The 18,280-nt window shown below is 48.8% G+C and carries 15 protein-coding genes; 6 read left to right on the top strand and 9 right to left on the bottom strand.

The window, feature by feature from the left end; translation table 11 throughout:
* Positions 1 to 223: 223 nt before the first annotated feature.
* On the bottom strand, positions 224 to 379 hold the full coding sequence (locus DIJ65_RS16295) for a hypothetical protein (protein WP_154718715.1): 156 nt from the start codon (positions 377 to 379) through the stop codon (positions 224 to 226).
* A gap of 266 nt (positions 380 to 645) precedes the next feature.
* On the opposite strand from DIJ65_RS16295, the gene DIJ65_RS06995 reads away from it, so the two are divergent.
* Positions 646 to 1,143: an antibiotic biosynthesis monooxygenase family protein gene (locus DIJ65_RS06995; protein ID WP_117300245.1), complete on the top strand. Its 498-nt coding sequence runs from the start codon at positions 646 to 648 to the stop codon at positions 1,141 to 1,143.
* A 61-nt stretch (positions 1,144 to 1,204) separates the two neighbouring features.
* Here the strand turns inward: DIJ65_RS06995 and DIJ65_RS06990 are convergent, their stop codons facing one another.
* The 5 genes from DIJ65_RS06990 to DIJ65_RS06970 form a co-directional block, all read right to left on the bottom strand.
* Entirely contained in the window at positions 1,205 to 1,672 is a 468-nt protein-coding gene (locus DIJ65_RS06990) for a VanZ family protein (RefSeq protein ID WP_071152386.1), read from the bottom strand.
* Between the two features lie 123 nt (positions 1,673 to 1,795).
* Positions 1,796 to 2,281 (bottom strand): ATP-grasp domain-containing protein, encoded by a 486-nt coding sequence (locus DIJ65_RS06985; RefSeq protein WP_071152387.1) that lies wholly within the window; start codon positions 2,279 to 2,281, stop codon positions 1,796 to 1,798.
* 276 nt (positions 2,282 to 2,557) lie between these two features.
* Entirely contained in the window at positions 2,558 to 3,364 is an 807-nt protein-coding gene (gene tagH / locus DIJ65_RS06980) for a teichoic acids export ABC transporter ATP-binding subunit TagH (RefSeq protein WP_071152388.1), read from the bottom strand.
* A 17-nt stretch (positions 3,365 to 3,381) separates the two neighbouring features.
* Positions 3,382 to 4,188, bottom strand: coding sequence for an ABC transporter permease (locus DIJ65_RS06975; RefSeq protein WP_071152389.1), 807 nt, complete (start codon positions 4,186 to 4,188; stop codon positions 3,382 to 3,384).
* A 32-nt stretch (positions 4,189 to 4,220) separates the two neighbouring features.
* The gene (locus DIJ65_RS06970; protein WP_117300247.1) at positions 4,221 to 5,396 is read right to left on the bottom strand and encodes a CDP-glycerol glycerophosphotransferase family protein; all 1,176 of its coding nucleotides are present in this window, start codon (positions 5,394 to 5,396) and stop codon (positions 4,221 to 4,223) included.
* 753 nt (positions 5,397 to 6,149) lie between these two features.
* Here DIJ65_RS06970 and tagD point away from each other — a divergent pair.
* From tagD to DIJ65_RS06955, 3 genes are all read left to right on the top strand, one after another.
* The gene (gene tagD / locus DIJ65_RS06965) at positions 6,150 to 6,542 is read left to right on the top strand and encodes a glycerol-3-phosphate cytidylyltransferase (protein ID WP_117300249.1); all 393 of its coding nucleotides are present in this window, start codon (positions 6,150 to 6,152) and stop codon (positions 6,540 to 6,542) included.
* Positions 6,539 to 7,708 (top strand): CDP-glycerol glycerophosphotransferase family protein, encoded by a 1,170-nt coding sequence (locus DIJ65_RS06960; RefSeq protein ID WP_117300251.1) that lies wholly within the window; start codon positions 6,539 to 6,541, stop codon positions 7,706 to 7,708. The genes tagD and DIJ65_RS06960 overlap by 4 nt, the downstream gene beginning before the upstream one ends.
* Positions 7,709 to 8,003: 295 nt before the next feature.
* A complete protein-coding gene (locus DIJ65_RS06955; RefSeq protein WP_117300253.1) occupies positions 8,004 to 8,954 on the top strand; it encodes a polysaccharide deacetylase family protein in 951 nt (316 codons plus the stop codon).
* 113 nt (positions 8,955 to 9,067) lie between these two features.
* Here the strand turns inward: DIJ65_RS06955 and DIJ65_RS06950 are convergent, their stop codons facing one another.
* Together DIJ65_RS06950 and DIJ65_RS06945 are read right to left on the bottom strand one after the other, a co-directional pair.
* Complete coding sequence (locus DIJ65_RS06950) at positions 9,068 to 11,176, bottom strand: LTA synthase family protein (RefSeq protein WP_185959513.1); 2,109 nt, start codon at positions 11,174 to 11,176, stop codon at positions 9,068 to 9,070.
* Positions 11,177 to 11,395: 219 nt separating this feature from the next.
* Positions 11,396 to 12,631 (bottom strand): D-alanyl-D-alanine carboxypeptidase family protein, encoded by a 1,236-nt coding sequence (locus DIJ65_RS06945; RefSeq protein WP_117300257.1) that lies wholly within the window; start codon positions 12,629 to 12,631, stop codon positions 11,396 to 11,398.
* 170 nt (positions 12,632 to 12,801) lie between these two features.
* Between DIJ65_RS06945 and DIJ65_RS06940 the strand changes: the two genes are divergently transcribed.
* Positions 12,802 to 14,472: a DUF2207 domain-containing protein gene (locus DIJ65_RS06940; protein WP_117300259.1), complete on the top strand. Its 1,671-nt coding sequence runs from the start codon at positions 12,802 to 12,804 to the stop codon at positions 14,470 to 14,472.
* Between the two features lie 359 nt (positions 14,473 to 14,831).
* Here the strand turns inward: DIJ65_RS06940 and DIJ65_RS06935 are convergent, their stop codons facing one another.
* Complete coding sequence (locus tag DIJ65_RS06935) at positions 14,832 to 16,622, bottom strand: S9 family peptidase (protein ID WP_117300261.1); 1,791 nt, start codon at positions 16,620 to 16,622, stop codon at positions 14,832 to 14,834.
* Positions 16,623 to 16,895: 273 nt separating this feature from the next.
* On the opposite strand from DIJ65_RS06935, the gene DIJ65_RS06930 reads away from it, so the two are divergent.
* Entirely contained in the window at positions 16,896 to 18,269 is a 1,374-nt protein-coding gene (locus tag DIJ65_RS06930) for an LA2681 family HEPN domain-containing protein (protein WP_117300263.1), read from the top strand.
* The last annotated feature ends 11 nt before the right edge of the window (positions 18,270 to 18,280 follow it).

Here is an 18,280-nt window from a genome sequence, read left to right as displayed (position 1 = left end):
CATAGCCTTCTATGAAGTTCGTGTTCCTCAGACCGGAGGTTTGCCGCCCGCTTCCTTCAGATTCCACGTCGCCGTGGACACCCTTGCGCTTGGCTAACTGTTACTTCTGCCTTCACAGTTCGGGACTCGCACCCTATAGATTACGCCCATGCCGGGCACACCAAAAAACCCTCGGAATTTGTTAATTCCGAGGGTTTTCATTTCAGAAATTCCTATTCTGCTTTTATTGCTCGATGCCACTCTCTTCATCAGCGGTTTCTCTTGCCAGTAATTCTTCCCGGTGACCTGCAGCAATATCATTTCCGCGTTCGCTGATTTTTCCGAGGGAAATAACAATAGCCGCTATAAACGTAACACCCGATATGATTAATGCCCACATAATAATTCCTCATTACTCCTTCGGTGACTGCTAACGAACTGCCGTTTAAAGATCCGCACAACACACCATCTTGTTTTTTTCCATTAAGTAAATTTATACCAATATCAGAGGAATGTCAATGGCTTCCTGCCGAAAGCGCAGCTTCAAATCCTTTTTTCATGAACAACAAATACATCATCGGCATACCCGGTGTGGGCTGAAGTTGGCATACTGTGTTTTAAAAAGATAAAATGATGGAGACAAACCGATGGAAAGAGGTGCACAACATGAACTTGTATAAATGGCAGGGACACCGGGACGGGGCAATATCGATTATGGCCACCCTTCCCAATTCAAGGCTAATTTATATGTCCAGCGGGGAAGAGGCGGTTCTGCTTCATGAATCCGACGGCGGAACCGTCTTGCCGGATACAGCAGCTTATCAGGTGTTGAATGCGGTCGGGGATACCAATGATGGCTATTTTGCCGTTTTCAATAATATTCCCGTAAGTTCGGAGGGAAAGGAAGTTTTCGAGTCCCGCTTTTCCAACAGGGCAGGGCTTGTCGAAAAAGAGCCCGGCTTTGCAGCCATCCGTGTGCTGCGCCCGATAAATTCGGATACTTACGTCATTCTTACCTTATGGGACAGCGAGGTCGATTTTAAAAATTGGCAGGAATCGAAAGCTTATGGCAGCGCTCATGCCAAAAGAGGCACAAATGAAGGCATCGACAAGCAGCCGGATATTTTCCCCCGTCCGTCCCATGTCCAAACATTCGTAAAATAAAAGTGGAAACAGCAACCCGGCAGCCAATCAGGCTGCCGGGTTGCTGTTTCCAGGAATTTGTTCAATTTTTTCTATTCTCCATTTTTTTCCCGACTGCAACAGTATTGATTGTCCAGTAAACAAGGAGGCCCGCTGCAGCGCCAGCGCTGTCGATCAGTACATCACGGAACTCACCGCTTCTGCCTTCAATGAATAATTGGTGGAATTCATCGGACGCCCCGTAAAGTGCCGATACTGCAAAAGCGATCAGCAGTTCCCGGAAGTGCAAATTGTTCCAACTCCCCAGTGCATTCACCAGCAGAATTCCCAGGATGAAATATGCGATGAAGTGGGCATTTTTCCGAACAAAGGTATGGACTTGCTCGACTCCGTCCCCGTTTTCCGGCAAAAGATCATCTGCAAAACCAATCAGGAATTCCGTAATTCCGGAGCTGAGTCCACTGGATACCGACCCAGGCTGGTGGGATAACACAAAAATCAATACCATCCAGCCAATAACAGCAGTCCATGCTGCAGTTTTGTTTCTCATGTCAACAACTTCCCTTTTCTAAACGTTTAGACAGTCGGAAACTATTATATCATTCCATAAAAAAGAAGCGGTATATTCACCACTTCATGCCGACTGTTATTGTATCCATTTCATCTTACCATTTCACCCTGCTTTATTGCCTCGGCTGGTAAAACCCTCAACCGGCTTGATGAGAACCGGAAATTTCCAGGATGCAACAACTGTTTCTTCGAGTTCCACGGCCATTTCCCATTCCTCGATGACAGGAACACTAAAACGGCGGCAGATTTCCTTGAAGCGGTCTTTATGGGAGGCGATTGCCGGCTGCTCTTTCGTTGCATAGAACGGCAACCCCATTTTTTTGCAGAGGGCTATGGCATTCCATGAATTTATATCTTCGAAAGCCGTGTAAATTCCATCCACTTCTTCTTCGCGAACGATTTTCGCCAGGCCCTCGATATCAGCTGTACTGGTATTGAATGATTTATCTGCAAAGCTCTTGGCTGGTGAACCGATGACGTTGTCGACCACAATCGGGGACATCCCCATACGCTTGGCTGTTTCCACCACATCGATCATATGCTTCGTTCCACCCAGGACAAGAATTTTCTTCTGGTCAGTCTTTATCATTCCCAGACCTCCTCTATTTCACTGGCACGCCTTCGATGAACGCCTGCCTGTACCTCTCTATACACACGAACAAGTAAAATAGGCCCAATACCGGCAATAGAAACACTCATAATCCTCCGTGGCAGCACATCTTAATAACTACTAAATTAACAAGTTACTAGCGACTTGTCAACAAAAATTCTGAATTTTTTAACATTTATATAAAATTTATAAAGTGGCTTGCCGGTTTGCTGTGGGCACATAAAAAAACGGCTTCCGCATGGGAAGCCGTTTCCATTATGATTTTGCACCGATTTTTGATTGCCGATCGAGCGCATTCTGGCGGTATTTTTTCTTTTCTTTTTTGGACATGTTCTTGAATTCTTCAAGGAATTCCTCATAATGCGCCAAAACTTCCGAAGCCGGACCGTATTCTTTTACGACCCCGAATTCCAGCCACAGGATCTTTTCACAGAATTTCCGCATCTGGGAGATTGAATGGCTGACAAAGAACATTGTTTTGCCCTGTTCCTTAAATTCCATCATCTTGCTGAGGCTTTTTTCTGCAAAAGCTTTATCCCCCACCGACAAGGCTTCATCGATGATCAGGATATCCGGATTGACCCGGACCGAAATGGAAAAGCCGAGGCGTGATTTCATCCCGCTGGAATAGGTTTTGACAGGCTGGTCGATAAACTTCTCCAGCTCCGCGAATTCAATGATTTCTTCTTCCATTGCATTGATTTCCGTTTTCGAAAAACCGAGCATGAGAAGTTTCAATTCAACGTTCTCGCGGCCGGTGAGTTTATTGTCCAGACCGGCGTTGACAGCAATCAGTGAAATATTGCCGTTGCTGACGACGTGTCCTCCCGTTGCCGGAATGACACCCGCAATGACGTTCGCCAGCGTTGACTTGCCGGAACCGTTGATGCCGACGAGGCCGACAATCGAACCCTTCTCGACATTAAAGGAAACGTCCTGAAGGGCGTAGAACGCCTCTCCGTATTCCTTATGGGGAATCAACAGATCCAACAGGCGTTCAGAATTTTTCTTATATAATTTATAACGCTTGGAAACATTGTGGACTTCGACTGAATTAGACATGTGCTTCACTTCCCATTTTATAGGAAATCAATAAATTGACTTCTGAATTTCACGTGCAGATACGCGCCGATGATGAAGGTCACCAGGACAACTCCGCAGAAATAGAATGTATACAGCGGATTTTCGATGAAATACCAGCCCTGCCCTAGCAGGGAATGCCGGTAACCTTCAATGATGTAATAGAAAGGATTCAGCTTCAGCGCCAATTGCCATTCGTCCGGCAACAGGCTTGGCGGCCACAGGATAGGCGACAGGTACAGCAGCATGCGCATGATCGATTGCAGCAGCATCTGGACGTCGCGGATAATCGTCGCGAGTGTCGAGGTGATCAGCGTCAAACTGAAGAGGAACGCCAACAAACCGATGATGTATAAAGGCAGTTGCAGGATATAGATGGACAGCGGATAACCGATAAACTGAAGGAATAAGGTTCCGAGCCCGAGCAATATCAAATGCGGATAAAATTGAGAAAAAATGACATAACTTGGAATGACACTCATCGGGAAATTCATCTTCGCGAGCATCTTTATTTTGCTGTAAATCGATTTGGAGCCTTTCAGCACAGCTTGTGTGATGAAGAACCAGGCAAGGATTCCGGCAAACATCCATTGGAGATAAGGCACGTCGCCTACCGGTTCCCGCTCGCGGATCCCGTAACCGAAGACGAACCAGTAAATGCTGATCTGGATGACCGGATTGATGATCTCCCAGGCCATGCCGAGATAGTTTCCACTGACGAGGCTGCGCAGTTCGTAGATTGACAGCCTTCTGACCAGATAGAAATATTGTATTTGCTCTTTTAAGATTTTAAAAGCTGATTTCATTAGAATTCCTCACCCACTCATATATTATCATACTACTCGAGGAAGGCTTCTACCACTCGCTGAGCAGCATGACCGTCTTCCAATGAGGAAAATCTGTTCCGGAACGCCTTGAATTTCGGATTGGACCGGACGTCCGAATCCTTCAAGGCGTTGATGGCGGCGAATAAATCCGCCTCCGTCTGGACAATCGGGCCAGGGGCCTCGTTCTCGATGTCGATATAAAAGCCCCGCAATTGGTCGCGGTAATTTTCAAGATCGTACATAAAGAAGACGATCGGCCGGTTCAGTACGGCGAAATCGAAAAACACCGAGGAATAATCCGTAATCAGCAAATCCGAGATCAGATACAGTTCCCGGATATCGGGGTATGTCGACACGTCATAAACCGTTCCCGCATGCGCGCTGAAATCGAAATTTTCCGCGACAAGGTAATGCATGCGCGACAACAGGACCCATTCTTCGCCGAACTCCCGTTTCCACCGCTCCAGGTCGAACTGAAATTCAAAACGGTATTTCCCTTTTTCAAAATAGTCATCATCACGCCAGGTCGGTGCATACAGCATCACTTTCTTTTCCACCGGAATGCCCAGATCTCTTTTGATGCTGCTGCTAAGCGTTTCCGAAGGAGTCGACAGCACATCGTTGCGGGGATAGCCCGACTCGATGACTTTGCCGCCGTATTCGAATGCCCGTGTGAAAATTTCCGTGGAATAAGCATTGGGCGACACGAGGTAATCCCATTTGTTCGCTTCCAGGACAAAATTGAGTTTGTAGCTCGCTGTGTCTGTGCCGGGCATATGGATCTCTTCGATATCCGTACCCAGCTTTTTCAGCGGCGTGCCATGCCAGGTCTGGACGTAAACCGTGTCAGCCGGCTTCGGCATCCAGCTCGGCAACCGGACATTATTGACCCAATATTTGGCGCGCGGAAATTCAAGGAACCACCGCAGCGTGAACCGGCGGATATAAGGAACGCCGAATCCATCGAATAACGGAGCTGCCTGTTTGTCGACACTCCAAATGAGCCGGAAATCCGGGTAATGCTTTTTCATGTATTCGTAGATGGCCCGCGGGCTGTCGCTGTATTGTTTGGCGTGGAAACTTTCGAAAATGACCAGATTTTTCTTTTTCGGCAAGCTGCCGAGAAGGACGAAAATGAGCCGGAATAGTTTCAATACCAATGGATTGTTCTTTAAACGTCTGATCACTTGCAGTCCTCGATTCTTTCTCTGAATAATCCACTTTGACGGAGGACATAATCGGCCCGTCGGTTTCAAAATGGAAATTTTTTCAAGCAGTCGCTGGAAATTGTGAAATTACACCTTATTTGGTATTCCTTCATTTCATCGCTATTAAACAGCTGCCGCCGTATTTATATTCGTACCGTTCCTTCCTTTGAAAGGATCCGGAACTTCGCTATGTAATATCACGCTTCCTGCCGAATAGCCGGAACATATTGCCGTTATTTTCGTCAAAGGCAACAGATAATGTTTCACGATGCTATATATAGGAAATTAACATGGTATAGCGTAAAAATTCTGACTTTCGGCTGATTTGGGCGGTATGAGCAGAAAAATCGCCGCCGTTTCCTATTTAACAGGTCAAAGAAAAATATTTTGCTAACAATAAAACATCTTATCATTTTCCGCTAAATAAGGGAACAGAATCAATATTATATATATTTTCCGATTTATTTAGCAAAAAACAGCCCTTTTCACTGCGGTTTGCCCACCTGAAGTGGCAACGAAATTCCAATAAAATATCTCATCATTTCAGCCCGTGTGATACAATAGCGAATAGGCTGAATTTCAAAGTAATATTTGTGAACGGCCGATGGCGGGAGACGCCATCAAAACAATTGAGGAAGATCGTATTTGCTATAGGAATATTTTCTTAGCAGACGATTGATGATACTATACCTTAAGCGGCAAAACATATACGAGATGTGGAGTGTAGATAATATGAAAAAAGTCATAACGTACGGTACATTTGATTTGATTCATCACGGGCATATTAATATCCTGAAACGGGCAAAAGAGTTCGGCGACTATTTGATCGTCGGCTTATCTTCTGACGAATTCAATGATATTAAAGGCAAAGCCGCGTACCACTCCTATGAAGAACGGAAACTGATCCTTGAATCCATAAAATACGTGGACGAAGTGATACCGGAGACAAATTGGGGTCAGAAAGTCGATGATATCCGAAACAATGATGTACAGATATTCGTAATGGGCTCTGATTGGGAAGGCAAATTCGATGAACTGAAAGAACATTGCGAAGTCAGATACCTTCCAAGAACCGAGGGCATCTCGACTTCCAAAATCAAAATGGATCTCCTGAAGAAACAATGAAAAGCGAAATCATCATTTCCATTTACTTGTTCTTCTTCAAAATCGTTTTTTCCCTTTTTAACCTGCTGCCCCTGAAAAACAAAACGGTGTTCCTTTCTTCATTCGGCGACAACGCTTTTTTCATCGCCAACGAATTGGCATCATCCGGCCAGCACCGCCTGGTCTTCATCAACCAGACGCGGTGCAAGGTGGATTTTTCCACGATTTCGACAGCCAATAAGAAAATCTATACATTCGAATCATGGAATATAGTAGAGACTTTGTTTTCCATCTATCATCTGGCAACATCGAAATACGTCTTTGTCGACAATTACGCGGGCGTCCTGTCGGTCATTCAGTTCCGGCATGAAGTGAAATGTATTCAGTTATGGCATGCGGCCGGTGCCATCAAGCAATTCGGCTGGCGCGACCCGGAAACGGATGCCAGAAATTCCCGTGCGAAAATCCGATTCCAGGAAGTCTATGACCGGTTCCAATACATCCCCGTCGGCTCTCGCCAGATGGCGGAAATCTTTTCAGAGGCGTTCCAGGTAGACATGAGCCATTTTCTCTATACGGGCGTCCCGCAAACCGACTTTTATTTTGACGATGAACTCAAAGCTGCCGGATTAAAAAATGTTCTGGCACATTACCCTGCGATAAAAGGAAAAAAAGTCGTGCTGTATGCACCGACTTTCCGGAAAGACGAACTGCAGAAGATGGCGGTGGAATTCGATATTCCACTGTTCCTTGAAACATTGGGTGACGATTATGTATTGTTGGTCCGCCTCCACCCTTCTGTCCATGCCGCAGCGAAAGTCCCGGATCATCCGCGGGTCATCCTGGCCAGCGGATACCCGCACATCAACGAGCTGTTGCTGGTGAGTGATATCCTGGTTTCTGATTACTCATCCATTCCGGTCGAATTTTCAATGCTCGGCAAAAAAATGATTTTCTTCACGTATGACATCGAAGAATACAACCGGACACAAGGCATCTGGCACATCAACGACCTGTTCTTCCCAGGCCCGATGGTTACGAGTACGGCGGATGTCATCCAGCATATCCTGGATCCGGCGGTTGACCAACAGAAAATCGAACGATTCCGTGACCATTGGAACACCTTTTCAAACGGGCGTTCCTCCAAACAACTGATTACCGCAATCTATCATCCGCAAGATTTATAAATGCTGAAAGTGAGCCGACCGGGCTTTGTTGTCCGGCCGGTTTTTTTGTGTTTGTTGTTGGTGGGTGAATTGTTTGGGAATTGTTTGGGTGACTGTCACCTTGGGTCAGCCCGAGCAGGCCACTTGGCCATTGGATAGCAGAATTTTGTTTGAATTGTGTGGGTGACTGTCACCATACCATTTAAAAGTCCCGATATTTTACAGTATATCCAATTATACTGTTTACTTTTACCTACGACCAAAGGTATACTCAGCTTAAAGAATTATCAGATTTCCACTTTAAGGGGGATGGCGTTTGAGAAGAATAGGCTTTTTTGGTTCTTTGTTCCTTGTCTTGTTGATATTCGTATTTTTGCCCATACATACTGATTCAGTCAGAGATACAGCACATACCGCACCACCAAAGCAGATTCCTGCAGCCATAACGGCTAACTCCGTCGTCGCTGCGGCAAATACTAAAGAAGCCGCATTGGAAAATTCCGCAACGCCGGACATACCAGTCCTGATGTACCACATTTTACTGGAAGGCCGGAACGACAGCGTCAGCGTGGATCCGGAACGTTTCAAAGAGCAAATGTCGGCAATCCAGGCGGCCGGCTTCAACACGATCACCGATTACGAATTGGCGGATCACCTGGAGAACAATAGCCCCCTGCCCGACAACCCCATACTCATCACATTCGACGATGGTTATAAAAGCACGTATACCGAAGCTTTTCCTGTCCTGAAAGAATTGGGGATGAAAGCCACGATCAACGTCATTACCAGCAGAATATTCGAAACACCGAGTGAACTGTATCCTGATGAATATGAGAAAATCACCTGGCCCGAAGCCCGGTTGATGCAGGAACTGGTGACGATCCAGGGGCATACGTGGGATGCGCATCATAAACAGATGAACTACCGCAATGAGTATGAAGGGGTCATAGCCGCCCGCTCAGCGTATGGAGTTGAAACTGAATCGCAAGCGGATTTTGAGAACAGGGTGTTGCAGGATTTTATTCGAAGCAAAAAAACCATTGAGGAAAAAATGGGATATGACGTCGTGTCGCTGGCTTATCCTTATGGCCATTACTCCGACGACACGATTCACCTGGCGCAACAGGCCGGCTATAAGATGGCCTTCACCGTCAATTCCGGTTTGGTGAACGGTGACACGGCTTCGATGTTTGAGTTGAACAGAATCACCGCAAATGGTGCATATTCCGGCGAAGAACTGCTCGCTGTTATTGATGCGGCAAGTTAAAGTGGCTGTTGCAGGGCAGATGCCTATTGCCTTGCCGGCAGAATGAATGACAGAAAACCCCCGCTATCTCTCAAGAGATAGCGGGGGTTTTGAATTGTCACTAAGATTTCGCCCTATTCCTGCAATGCCGTTTCCATGGTGAACACTTTGGTTTGCTGAAGAACTGCACCTTGGGAATTCAGGACGGCGAGCTGTACATCCGCTCCCGAACTGATCCGGTCCTGGCTGACGGTGAATGCCGCTACGCCTTCTTCTGCTTTACGCCAGGCGATTTCCTTGATTTCTTCCCCGTTGACGAGCAGCTTCGCATATTTCGGCGCACCTTCAACGAAGATTTCGTAGAGTTCACCCTTTTCCTGTACATTTTGGACGGTCATATCAGAATAAAGGCCGAAGTGGTAATCAATAGCCGGTGAAAATTCCATATTCGGCAGCATGCTTGTCGTATGCCGATCGCCATGGAGCCAATCGTATTGCAAGATTGCCAAGTCCTCCATTTCTTCTGAATTGCCCCCCATCTGCGATTGCCACTGGGCGTAAGGAATTACAGTTTCCTCATTTTCACGCATCCGGTCAAGAATTGCTGTGACCACATTTCCTTCAACACCCGCCATTTCCATCGTAATCGGACCGAATTGATTCGGTGACAAATCGAGTTCGCGTGATTCATTGCCATCCGAGCGCCAGATGAAATAAGGAGCTTTATGTGTGGCCAGGTAATCGTCGTAATCATTCAGCATATCGCCGACAACATCGGCTCCATTTTCGCCGTATAATTCGTTGCCGTTCGGGAAAGCCGGGAAATGGTCGCCGAAGAATACAACGATTGAAGGTTCGTCCCGCTGCTCAAGATTTTCAATGAGACGGCCTAGCTCTTTGTCGACATTATTCATTACCGCTGTGTAGTAATTCAAATACGGCTGGGTTTCAGGCGACAAAGTGCCGTCTTTCAAAAATTCGGATTTCTCCTTTTGCCAATACGGCACATGCCCTTCGGCCGCGACCGCATGGATAAAGTCCGGACCTTCTGTATGATCCAAGGTTTCAAGCGTTGAATCCGTGATGTGCTTGTCTTCCGGGAATGATTGCGTTGGATCATTCGGGCGGTCCAGATCCATAAAGTCACCGGAAATGAATTGATCAAACCCAAGCTGTCTATAAACGGTTTCACGCTGATAGAACCAGCCGTAGTAGGTATGAATGGCCGTTGTGTCATATCCCGCAGCGCGGAACGTATAGGCCGCGGACGGCAATGGCTTCTTGACGAACAATTGGTACGGCACAAAATCGGCGCGCATGAACTGCATGCTGAAACCGGTCAAAGCCTCAAATTCCACGTTCGCTGTGCCGCCACCAAATTCGGGTGTATACACAGAACCGTGCAATGATTCTTCAGAATACTTCCGGAAATTCGGAATCGGATCCTGTTTGAAATGCTGTTCACCGAAGAAATATGGATCGACGAAAGATTCGCTCATAAGAAAAATGACATTGGGCTTTTCTCCGTCATTGCCAGGAGCAGCCTCGTATTCTGCACCGATCTCTTCAAGCTTATCGAGCGAGTAACCTTCCGGCGGATCGACATCCGCTTCCTTCGCGAGCATGATAAAATTCCCCAAAACACCGTTTTGCATAACGGCAATTTCAAGCTTCCACCAGGTCTGCTGGAAATTGGCCTGTTGCATTGGTGAAAACGGTTTGTCTGTCCACAGGGCGAATAAGAAAAAGACCGACAACAAAAAGACGCCGCCTTTCAACAGCCAATTTTCTTTTACCCGGGGGATTGCCAGTGCGATTGCGGCAACAATGGCAAGCACTGCGAATCCCGCCAGCACCAATAGCGGCATATTGAAATTCACGGGCAATTCAAAGCCGCCGAGTTCATCAAGCAAATAGAAATCTCCCAGCGCAATGGGCGAACTGCGAAGTTCCAATTTGATTTTATTGGCAACTGCGAAAACAATCAGCAAAATGCTGAGAACGATGCCCGACAGCATAAACCACCTGCGCGGCAGTATATAAAACAGATTGAACAGCGCGAGTACAAGGAATATATTGACGAGCAGATGCCGGTCAAATTCCATGAACCATTGTCCGATTGGCAGCGTCAACACCTGCCGCACAATCAGTTCCATGACAATGAGCGTTAAAATCGGCAAAGCCACCATAAAAAGAACCGTTGTTATTCTGGTCGCCATTTTGTTAAGTTTAGGTATTTTCATGATAAATCTACACTCTTTTCTACGTTTTAAATGCCAAATATGTATCAAAAAATACATTAGGTTTCCGGTTAGTATAGCATTTCTATAGGTGACAGTCACCCACACAATTCCCAAACAATTCAAAAACGGCACCCACAATTGCACGTGGATGCCGTTCCCTATTAACAATAATTACCAGGTGACTGTCACCCTCATGTTGTCACCCTCATGTTACATCGGTTATCTCCCTCTGACGCCGAGATACTCTTCCAGCGTTTTGCCGCTGGCTTTGATCTTCGCTGATTCCCGGGAACCGACATAGCGGAAATGCCACGGTTCGAACATATAGCCCGTGATGCTTTCTTTGCCTTCGGGATAGCGCAGGATAAAGCCATATTTAGAGGCGTTTGCTTCCAGCCATCTGCCTGCTGCCGTGTCGGCAAAAGATGTTTTCAGCCAATAGGACTGATTTGTGCCGCCAAAGTCGAAGGCGAGTCCCGTCTGGTGCTCGCTGTGGCCTGGCCTTGCGCTGTAGCGGTCTGCCGCTGCCTGGCCATCGCGCTCAACGTAATTATTGTAGAGCGTTTCCTGGTACGAATAGGATCGGAAGGCACTGATGACGCTGAGATTCACGCCTTGCGCTTTCGCATCCGCCATCATTTCATCGGCGGCCGTTTGGGCGAGCGGGTGGATGCCGGGATTATAAGTTGATGGCAAGTCATGGACTTTATTGACGACCAGAATGCCGTCCACGTAGTAACCTGGCGTATCTGTCGAAGGCGCCGGGTATTTCGGCGGCGGAATCACCACTGGCCCGGCCTGAAATTCAGACGGATTCAACAGACGCGCCATGAACACCGCAAAATGCTGCCGTTCGAGGCTGCTTTCGGGCTTGAAATAACCTCCCGGGAAGCCGTCGGTAATGTTGGCTGTCGCGAGCCGGCTGATATGGCTGCTCGCCCAATGGCCGCTGGAGACATCGATGAACTTGATGTTATCGTCCGCAGTGAGCGAATATGCCTCAACCAGGATTTTGGCCATCTCGGCCCGGGTCAGCTTGCCTTGGGGATCGAAGACCTTGCGACCGTCTTCGAGCACCTTGCCGTCAATAAAACCGATTTCCACAGCCTTTGCCACCAGAGCGTAGCCCTGGGTTTCCGGATTCATGTCCGAAAAGCCGGGGTCTGCTGCAACCGGATCTTCAATCTCCATTTCCCGCAGAATCATCCGGACTGCATCCAGGCGGGTAATGCTGGTTTTCGGGCGGAACGTTCCATCCGGATAACCTCTTATGATTTCAAGGCCCGTCAAATAATCGATTTCAGCTTTAAAATCTGTAACGTCCGGGAATGTCGTCGCTGCCTCCGCTTTGCCGGGAGAAATGCCCCCCGCCTCTAAATTCGGCATAAACAACAACACCAGAATCGCCGTGATGATTGTTAGTGCACTTTTCTTGAAGATTCGCTGTTCTTTCATGATTGCTTTCCCTCCTTCAAATCGTTTTAGCCCGCTTTAAGTGCAGTATAAAGGAGGCAGCCAAAGATATCCATTTTCCCGCAGAATTGTGCCGGTGACTGGCACCCGCGCAATTCCCCGTGAAACTTTCTCCCTCTTCATCCGTATAACTGTGCAAGAGGTGATGGATCATGACTGGCAAAAAAATTCTCCCTTATTTGCTGGCGTTCGTTTTGGTGCTCTTGCTGCTGCCGACACATGCTTTTGCTGTCGACTTTGAAATTACGGAAGTCCGGATTGATGCACATTTGAACAAGGACGGCACGGCTGAGGTGACCGAGCAGTTCACTTACGACTTTGAGGACGATTTTAATGGCATCACCCGCAGCCTGATTCCCAAACAGGGTACTGCCATCGAAAGTTTCTCGGCTTCGGAAAACGGCAATGCCCTGAAGGTCGAAAGTGAAGATGGCCTTTATAAGGTATACCGAAGCGGTGAGGCGGGCGACACGGTGGAAGTTGAGCTTTCTTACCAAATTGCCGGCGCTGTAGAGAAGTTTGAAGATGGCGCGCAGTTTTATTGGCCGTTTTTCGACGAGAGCAACGAAAGCGAATACGGCGATATGACCATCCGCGTCATTCCCCCTGCCCCTGCCGCAGACGTGCAGGCGCTTGGCTATGGCGAAGCTTACGGAACGGAAATGATTACGAACGATGGCTCTGTGCTGTTTGAACTGGGCTCCGTGCCCGCTGGTGAAAACGCCGATATCCGGGCGATTTTTGAACCGGAATTGTTTCCGTCCCTGACGGCTCAGGACGGGACTGTGCGGGACGACTTAGCGCAAGACCGCGAGCAGCTGGAAAATGAAGCGGCGATTTTCGCACAGAATCAGCAAACCGCCAGAAACTTCGGCATTCCCGCCATTGTCATTGCCGGCGCCCTGTTACTGGCAGGGATCCTCCTGGCATGGTTCCGGGCTTTCCAGCGCAAACAGAAAATCCGGAAGACGCCGTACGAATTTTTTGTACCGAAAGACACGATGAGCATTCCCGCGCTGCTCCATTTCACACATTCCAGCTCTCTGTCGCCGAACACGATTTCAGCCGCGATCATGGACTTGATGCGCAAAGGCAATATCCGGCAGTTGTCGGAAAATCATTTCGAGCTGATCAACCGACATACCGACCACCTGCACGAAGACGCGTTGATTGGCCTCCTGTTCGATGAAATCGGCAACGGTCGGGAATTTACGCTCGAACAAGTCGAGGCCTATACGCAGCAGGAATCGAATCATCCCGCCTATAATGAGGCAATGGCCGAGTGGAATAAAGGCATCAGTGACGAAGTGAAAGCACAGGGCTTTTTCGAAAAACATCCCGGTTTGCGTGGGACTGCCGGAATCTTGAGCCTTGTTTTCGTGGGGCTCGCAATCTATACCGGCATCTACGGGCTCTTCCCGTGGGTGGCTGCCTCCATCGTCCTGGCACTGACCGCACTTGGCTTTGCCATCGGCTACTCGCCCATCACGTACGAAGGACATGTCCTCCGCCGGAACTGGCGGCGCATGGACGACGCCATGGAGAATTTGCCGTCCGAACAATGGGACAGCCTGACAAAAGATGAAAAACAGCGCGCCTACGCCTATCTTCTCGGCACTGACCCCAAAACCGCCGAACGAAAAGCGTCCGTCTTCACTTCCGCCGGCACGGAAACGGATGCCACCAGCTTCATCATGAATCCTGTCTTCCTGACCGCCATCTTCGTTTCTGCCAGCACTGCCACCACTGCCAGCGCAAGCGCCGGAGTAGCCGGATCAGGAGCTGGCGTCGGCGGCGGGGGCGGCGGATCCGGTGCGTTTTAGGAATTGATGCTACGAGGAATGAAGGCTCCGCTGAGGCGAGGCCTTTTTTTGCGGGTGTGGGTTAGGTGGGTGCGCGAGTTGGGTGTGGGAGTTGGGTATGGGAGTTGGGTATGGGAGTTAGCGCAAATTTTTATTTTTTACACATAATTTTAGTGCTCCGCACATAAATCTTGCTGTGCGCACATAAATCTCGCTCACCGCACACAAATCTCGCTCACCGCACATAAATCCGCCCCACCGCACATAAAACTCACAATGTCCCCCAAAGCTTGCGATTTCTCCACCTTCCCCCTCTAAAAACAACATAAAAAACCGGTAGCAGCAGATTTCCATCTGCCGCCACCGGTTTATTCGCTGTTTTACCCCTGATGCTTCGCCAAAAAATCCAGCATCCGGCTGTATACCGCAATCTCGTTCTCTTTCCGTGAGAAGCCGTGGCCTTCATCGTCCAACACGAGATACTCTACATCACGGCCGGCGTCACGCAACTTGGCGACGATCTGGTCGGATTCCTCTTTGACGACGCGCGGGTCCTTCGCTCCCTGGATGACCAGCATCGGTTTGACCATGCCGTCGAGGTACGTCGTCGGCGTGTCTTTGATGAAACGTTCCTTGTCGCGCTCCGGGTTACCGATCCAGCGTTCCATCATCGGCTTCCAGTGTTCCGGCACCGAGTTGTAGAACGTGAACAGATCCGAGACGCCGAAGATATCAACGACGGCTTTGAAATATTCCGGATGGCGGCCGTGCAGCAGCAGCGCCATATAGCCGCCGTAGCTTCCGCCTACCAGGAATAATTTGTCGCGGTCGCTGATCCCTTCGTCAAACAGCCATTCGATGCCCGCGAGGCAATCCAGGCGCGGCCCTTCGCCCCAGTCCTGCTCCACCAGTTTTACAAACGACGCACCATAGTCCGTGCTGCCGCGGAAGTTCGGCGCGAACACGGAGTAGCCCCGGTTCAGGAAACATTGGAACATCGAACGGAAACTTTTGCGCTCCGCCGCCTGCGGTCCGCCGTGCGGCCAGAATATCGTGTGGCCGTTGTCGTTTTCCGGTTTCGCTCTGAACAATAACGCCTCGATTTCCATGCCGTCGAACGAGTTGTACGTCACCACATCCGGCTCCACCATGTCGTCGGATTCCAGTCCCAATACGATGTTCTTCGTTAATCGCGTCCATTCCGCCCCGTTTTCCAAACGGAAGATATTGTGGGGTACCGTCGAGCTTTTGCCCAATAAATACAGAGAACCTGATTTCGTCACTTGAATCTTCTCAATAATATCCACCGGCGCATCCAGTTTTTGCAGATTTTCCATTTCCGCATCCACACGATACAGCGAATCGGCCACGCCTTTTTCCGTTGTTATATAGAACGCAGCACTTTCCTTATGCCACTTCAGGCTCTCCACGCTTTCACCGGCAATTTCCAAAGCCCGGGAGAACTGTTTCGCTCCGATATCAAATTTCGCCACATAACTGTATTCGCTGTCGTAATTTGTCACGAAATAAACCGTGCTGTCGTCCGTAAACACTGGGTCCGAAGCGATATGGACCTTCGTGGCATCCGGTGTCAGGTTATGCATCTCGTCACCGATTTTCACAAATGACGTTACGTAAGTGTTGGCAAACGCACGTGAATAAACAAACGCCTCTTCATTGTCTGAAACAGCCGAAAGTTCCGTGACGCCTTCCACCCCTTCAAGTAGCAGCCTGTCCGAACCATCTTCCAGGTTGTGGACGCGGGTATTCAAATAGGTCGGATTCCCTTTGGACGTCATGTAATACAAGCGTTTGCCGTCTTCACTTAAATGCGAGAAAAAGTATTTCTCATCCGGTTCACCGGTCAGGAGCGGCTGCGGCAGTCCACCTGCGTACGGCAATCCAAAAATCTGGTGATTCTCGTCGCCGTCCTTATCGTAGCCGACCAGCACAAACCGGTTTTCCGGATCGATTTTGATGAAACTCACGGACTCGTCACGCTGCGCGAACAGGTACGGGAAGCCGGCGGGCAGATCCATCGCCCATAAATTCACATTGCCGTTCAGGTTCGAACTGAAAATCAGCCGCTTTTCATCGCGGCTCACCGTAAAATCAGAAATCATGTATGTGCGGAAAAATTGCTCCACAGTCGGTTTTGGAAAATTGATCATCATGTATCCTCCTGTAATCCTTTTTTCGTTTCGTCTGAGATGACTGAATCTTATGTCTGCTCCAATACTATACCGCAATTTCATCCCGTATCGCCAGTTCTGGAATTGTGTGGAAGTTGCTTTGGTGACAGTCACCCGCACAACTTCCACACAATTCTGATAATATTTCGTGACCCGCACCTTCCTTTTCGTTACAATAGAAATTGAAGGTGCAATCGCTCCAATCCCAAACCTTAAAAAACGAACGGACCATACACCCAAGGAGGCTTCCCGATGACAAATTTACAGGATATTGCCCAATCAGAAGATTACGGGCAATTTGAATTGAAGGAACTGTATCAGGCGACACAAATGCTTTTGCAGGATTTCCAGAAGACGAAAACGGAACCCGAAAAGCTGAACGACATAATCAGCCATTTGAAAAAACGGCTGGAAGGCCAGGCGGCATACCCGCTGGCGATTCTGTTGGAGTCAAGCCAGCTGGGCATCCGCCACCAGTTGCAGAAGGACTGGAACAGCCCGATGAAGCAGCGCCAGCTGTTTCTGTTTGAAAGCCTGTTTTTCCAGTTCCGCGGAAAAGTTCCGCCGACTGTCTGGAACCAGATCTGCCTGAACTATGCGGAAGTGCTGATCTATGTCGGCCGCTCGCTCGATGGCCTGCATGTGCTGGAACAGATGAAAGAAGAAGAGAAAGACCCGTCCTACCAGCGAAAGGAAGCGGAACGCGGCTGGGGGCTGCTGTTTTATTCCACATTCCTGACCGGCAAGGAAGAAAAAGCCGATGCGCTCCACAAAGCGCGGAAACTGCTCAGCGAAGGTGCGGAAAAGATTGAAGATCCGAACGGCCGTGCCCTGTACGCCGACCGGCTCAAGCTGGCGCAGAAAATGCTGGACGAAATCGGTCCGGTCGATGTCACCGCGAATTACAAACCGAACTTTTTCGAAGGGCGCGAGGAAGAATACCGCAATTGGTGCGCAAAACATCATTTGCTGCTGAACCCGGACAACGAAGTCGATCCGGAAGGCACGATGAAACTCGATACTCTTCGTTACCGCTACAAAGGGACGGACAAAGAGCGCGGCGTGTTCCTCGAAGCGTTCATGGATGGGCTTGTTGCGGAATTCATCGCGCATCGTGAAAACCTGTTCGAAGCACTCGAACTGGATTCGTCAAACCCATTGCGTGATGAACAACTGAAGGCGGTTTACCGCCAGTCTTTCACGCTTTTCAATAAATCCGCGCAATTTCTCAACCATTATTTCAAGCTGGAAGTGAAAGACCAGCTGGCCGGCATGCAGCGCATCTGGTTTGACGACGAACATCCGAAAAACGAACTCAAACCGTTTATCCGCAACACAAAAAACAGCGCCCTCAAGGCACTGTACTGGTTTTCAAAAGAAATATACGGCTACGAGCGCTCTGAATCCCAGAACCTCGCCATGATCCGGTCGCTTCAATTGCGCGACCAAATGGAACGCAGTTTCGTCCAGGTCATCACCAAAAAGGAAGATGTCGCGGCAAGCGGTGAACTCCGCAAGCATCAGATGTCGAAGGCCGAGCTCGAACGCTTGGCCATGTCCACCACGTTCAAGGCCCGCAACGCATTGATGTACCTCAGCTTTGCCGTCGGGTTGGAGAAGGAATAACTGAATTTGAA

The organism is Planococcus salinarum, from assembly GCF_007004625.1.
Lineage (GTDB): Bacteria > Bacillota > Bacilli > Bacillales_A > Planococcaceae > Planococcus > Planococcus salinarum.
This window is presented reverse-complemented; position numbering and strand designations above follow the sequence as displayed.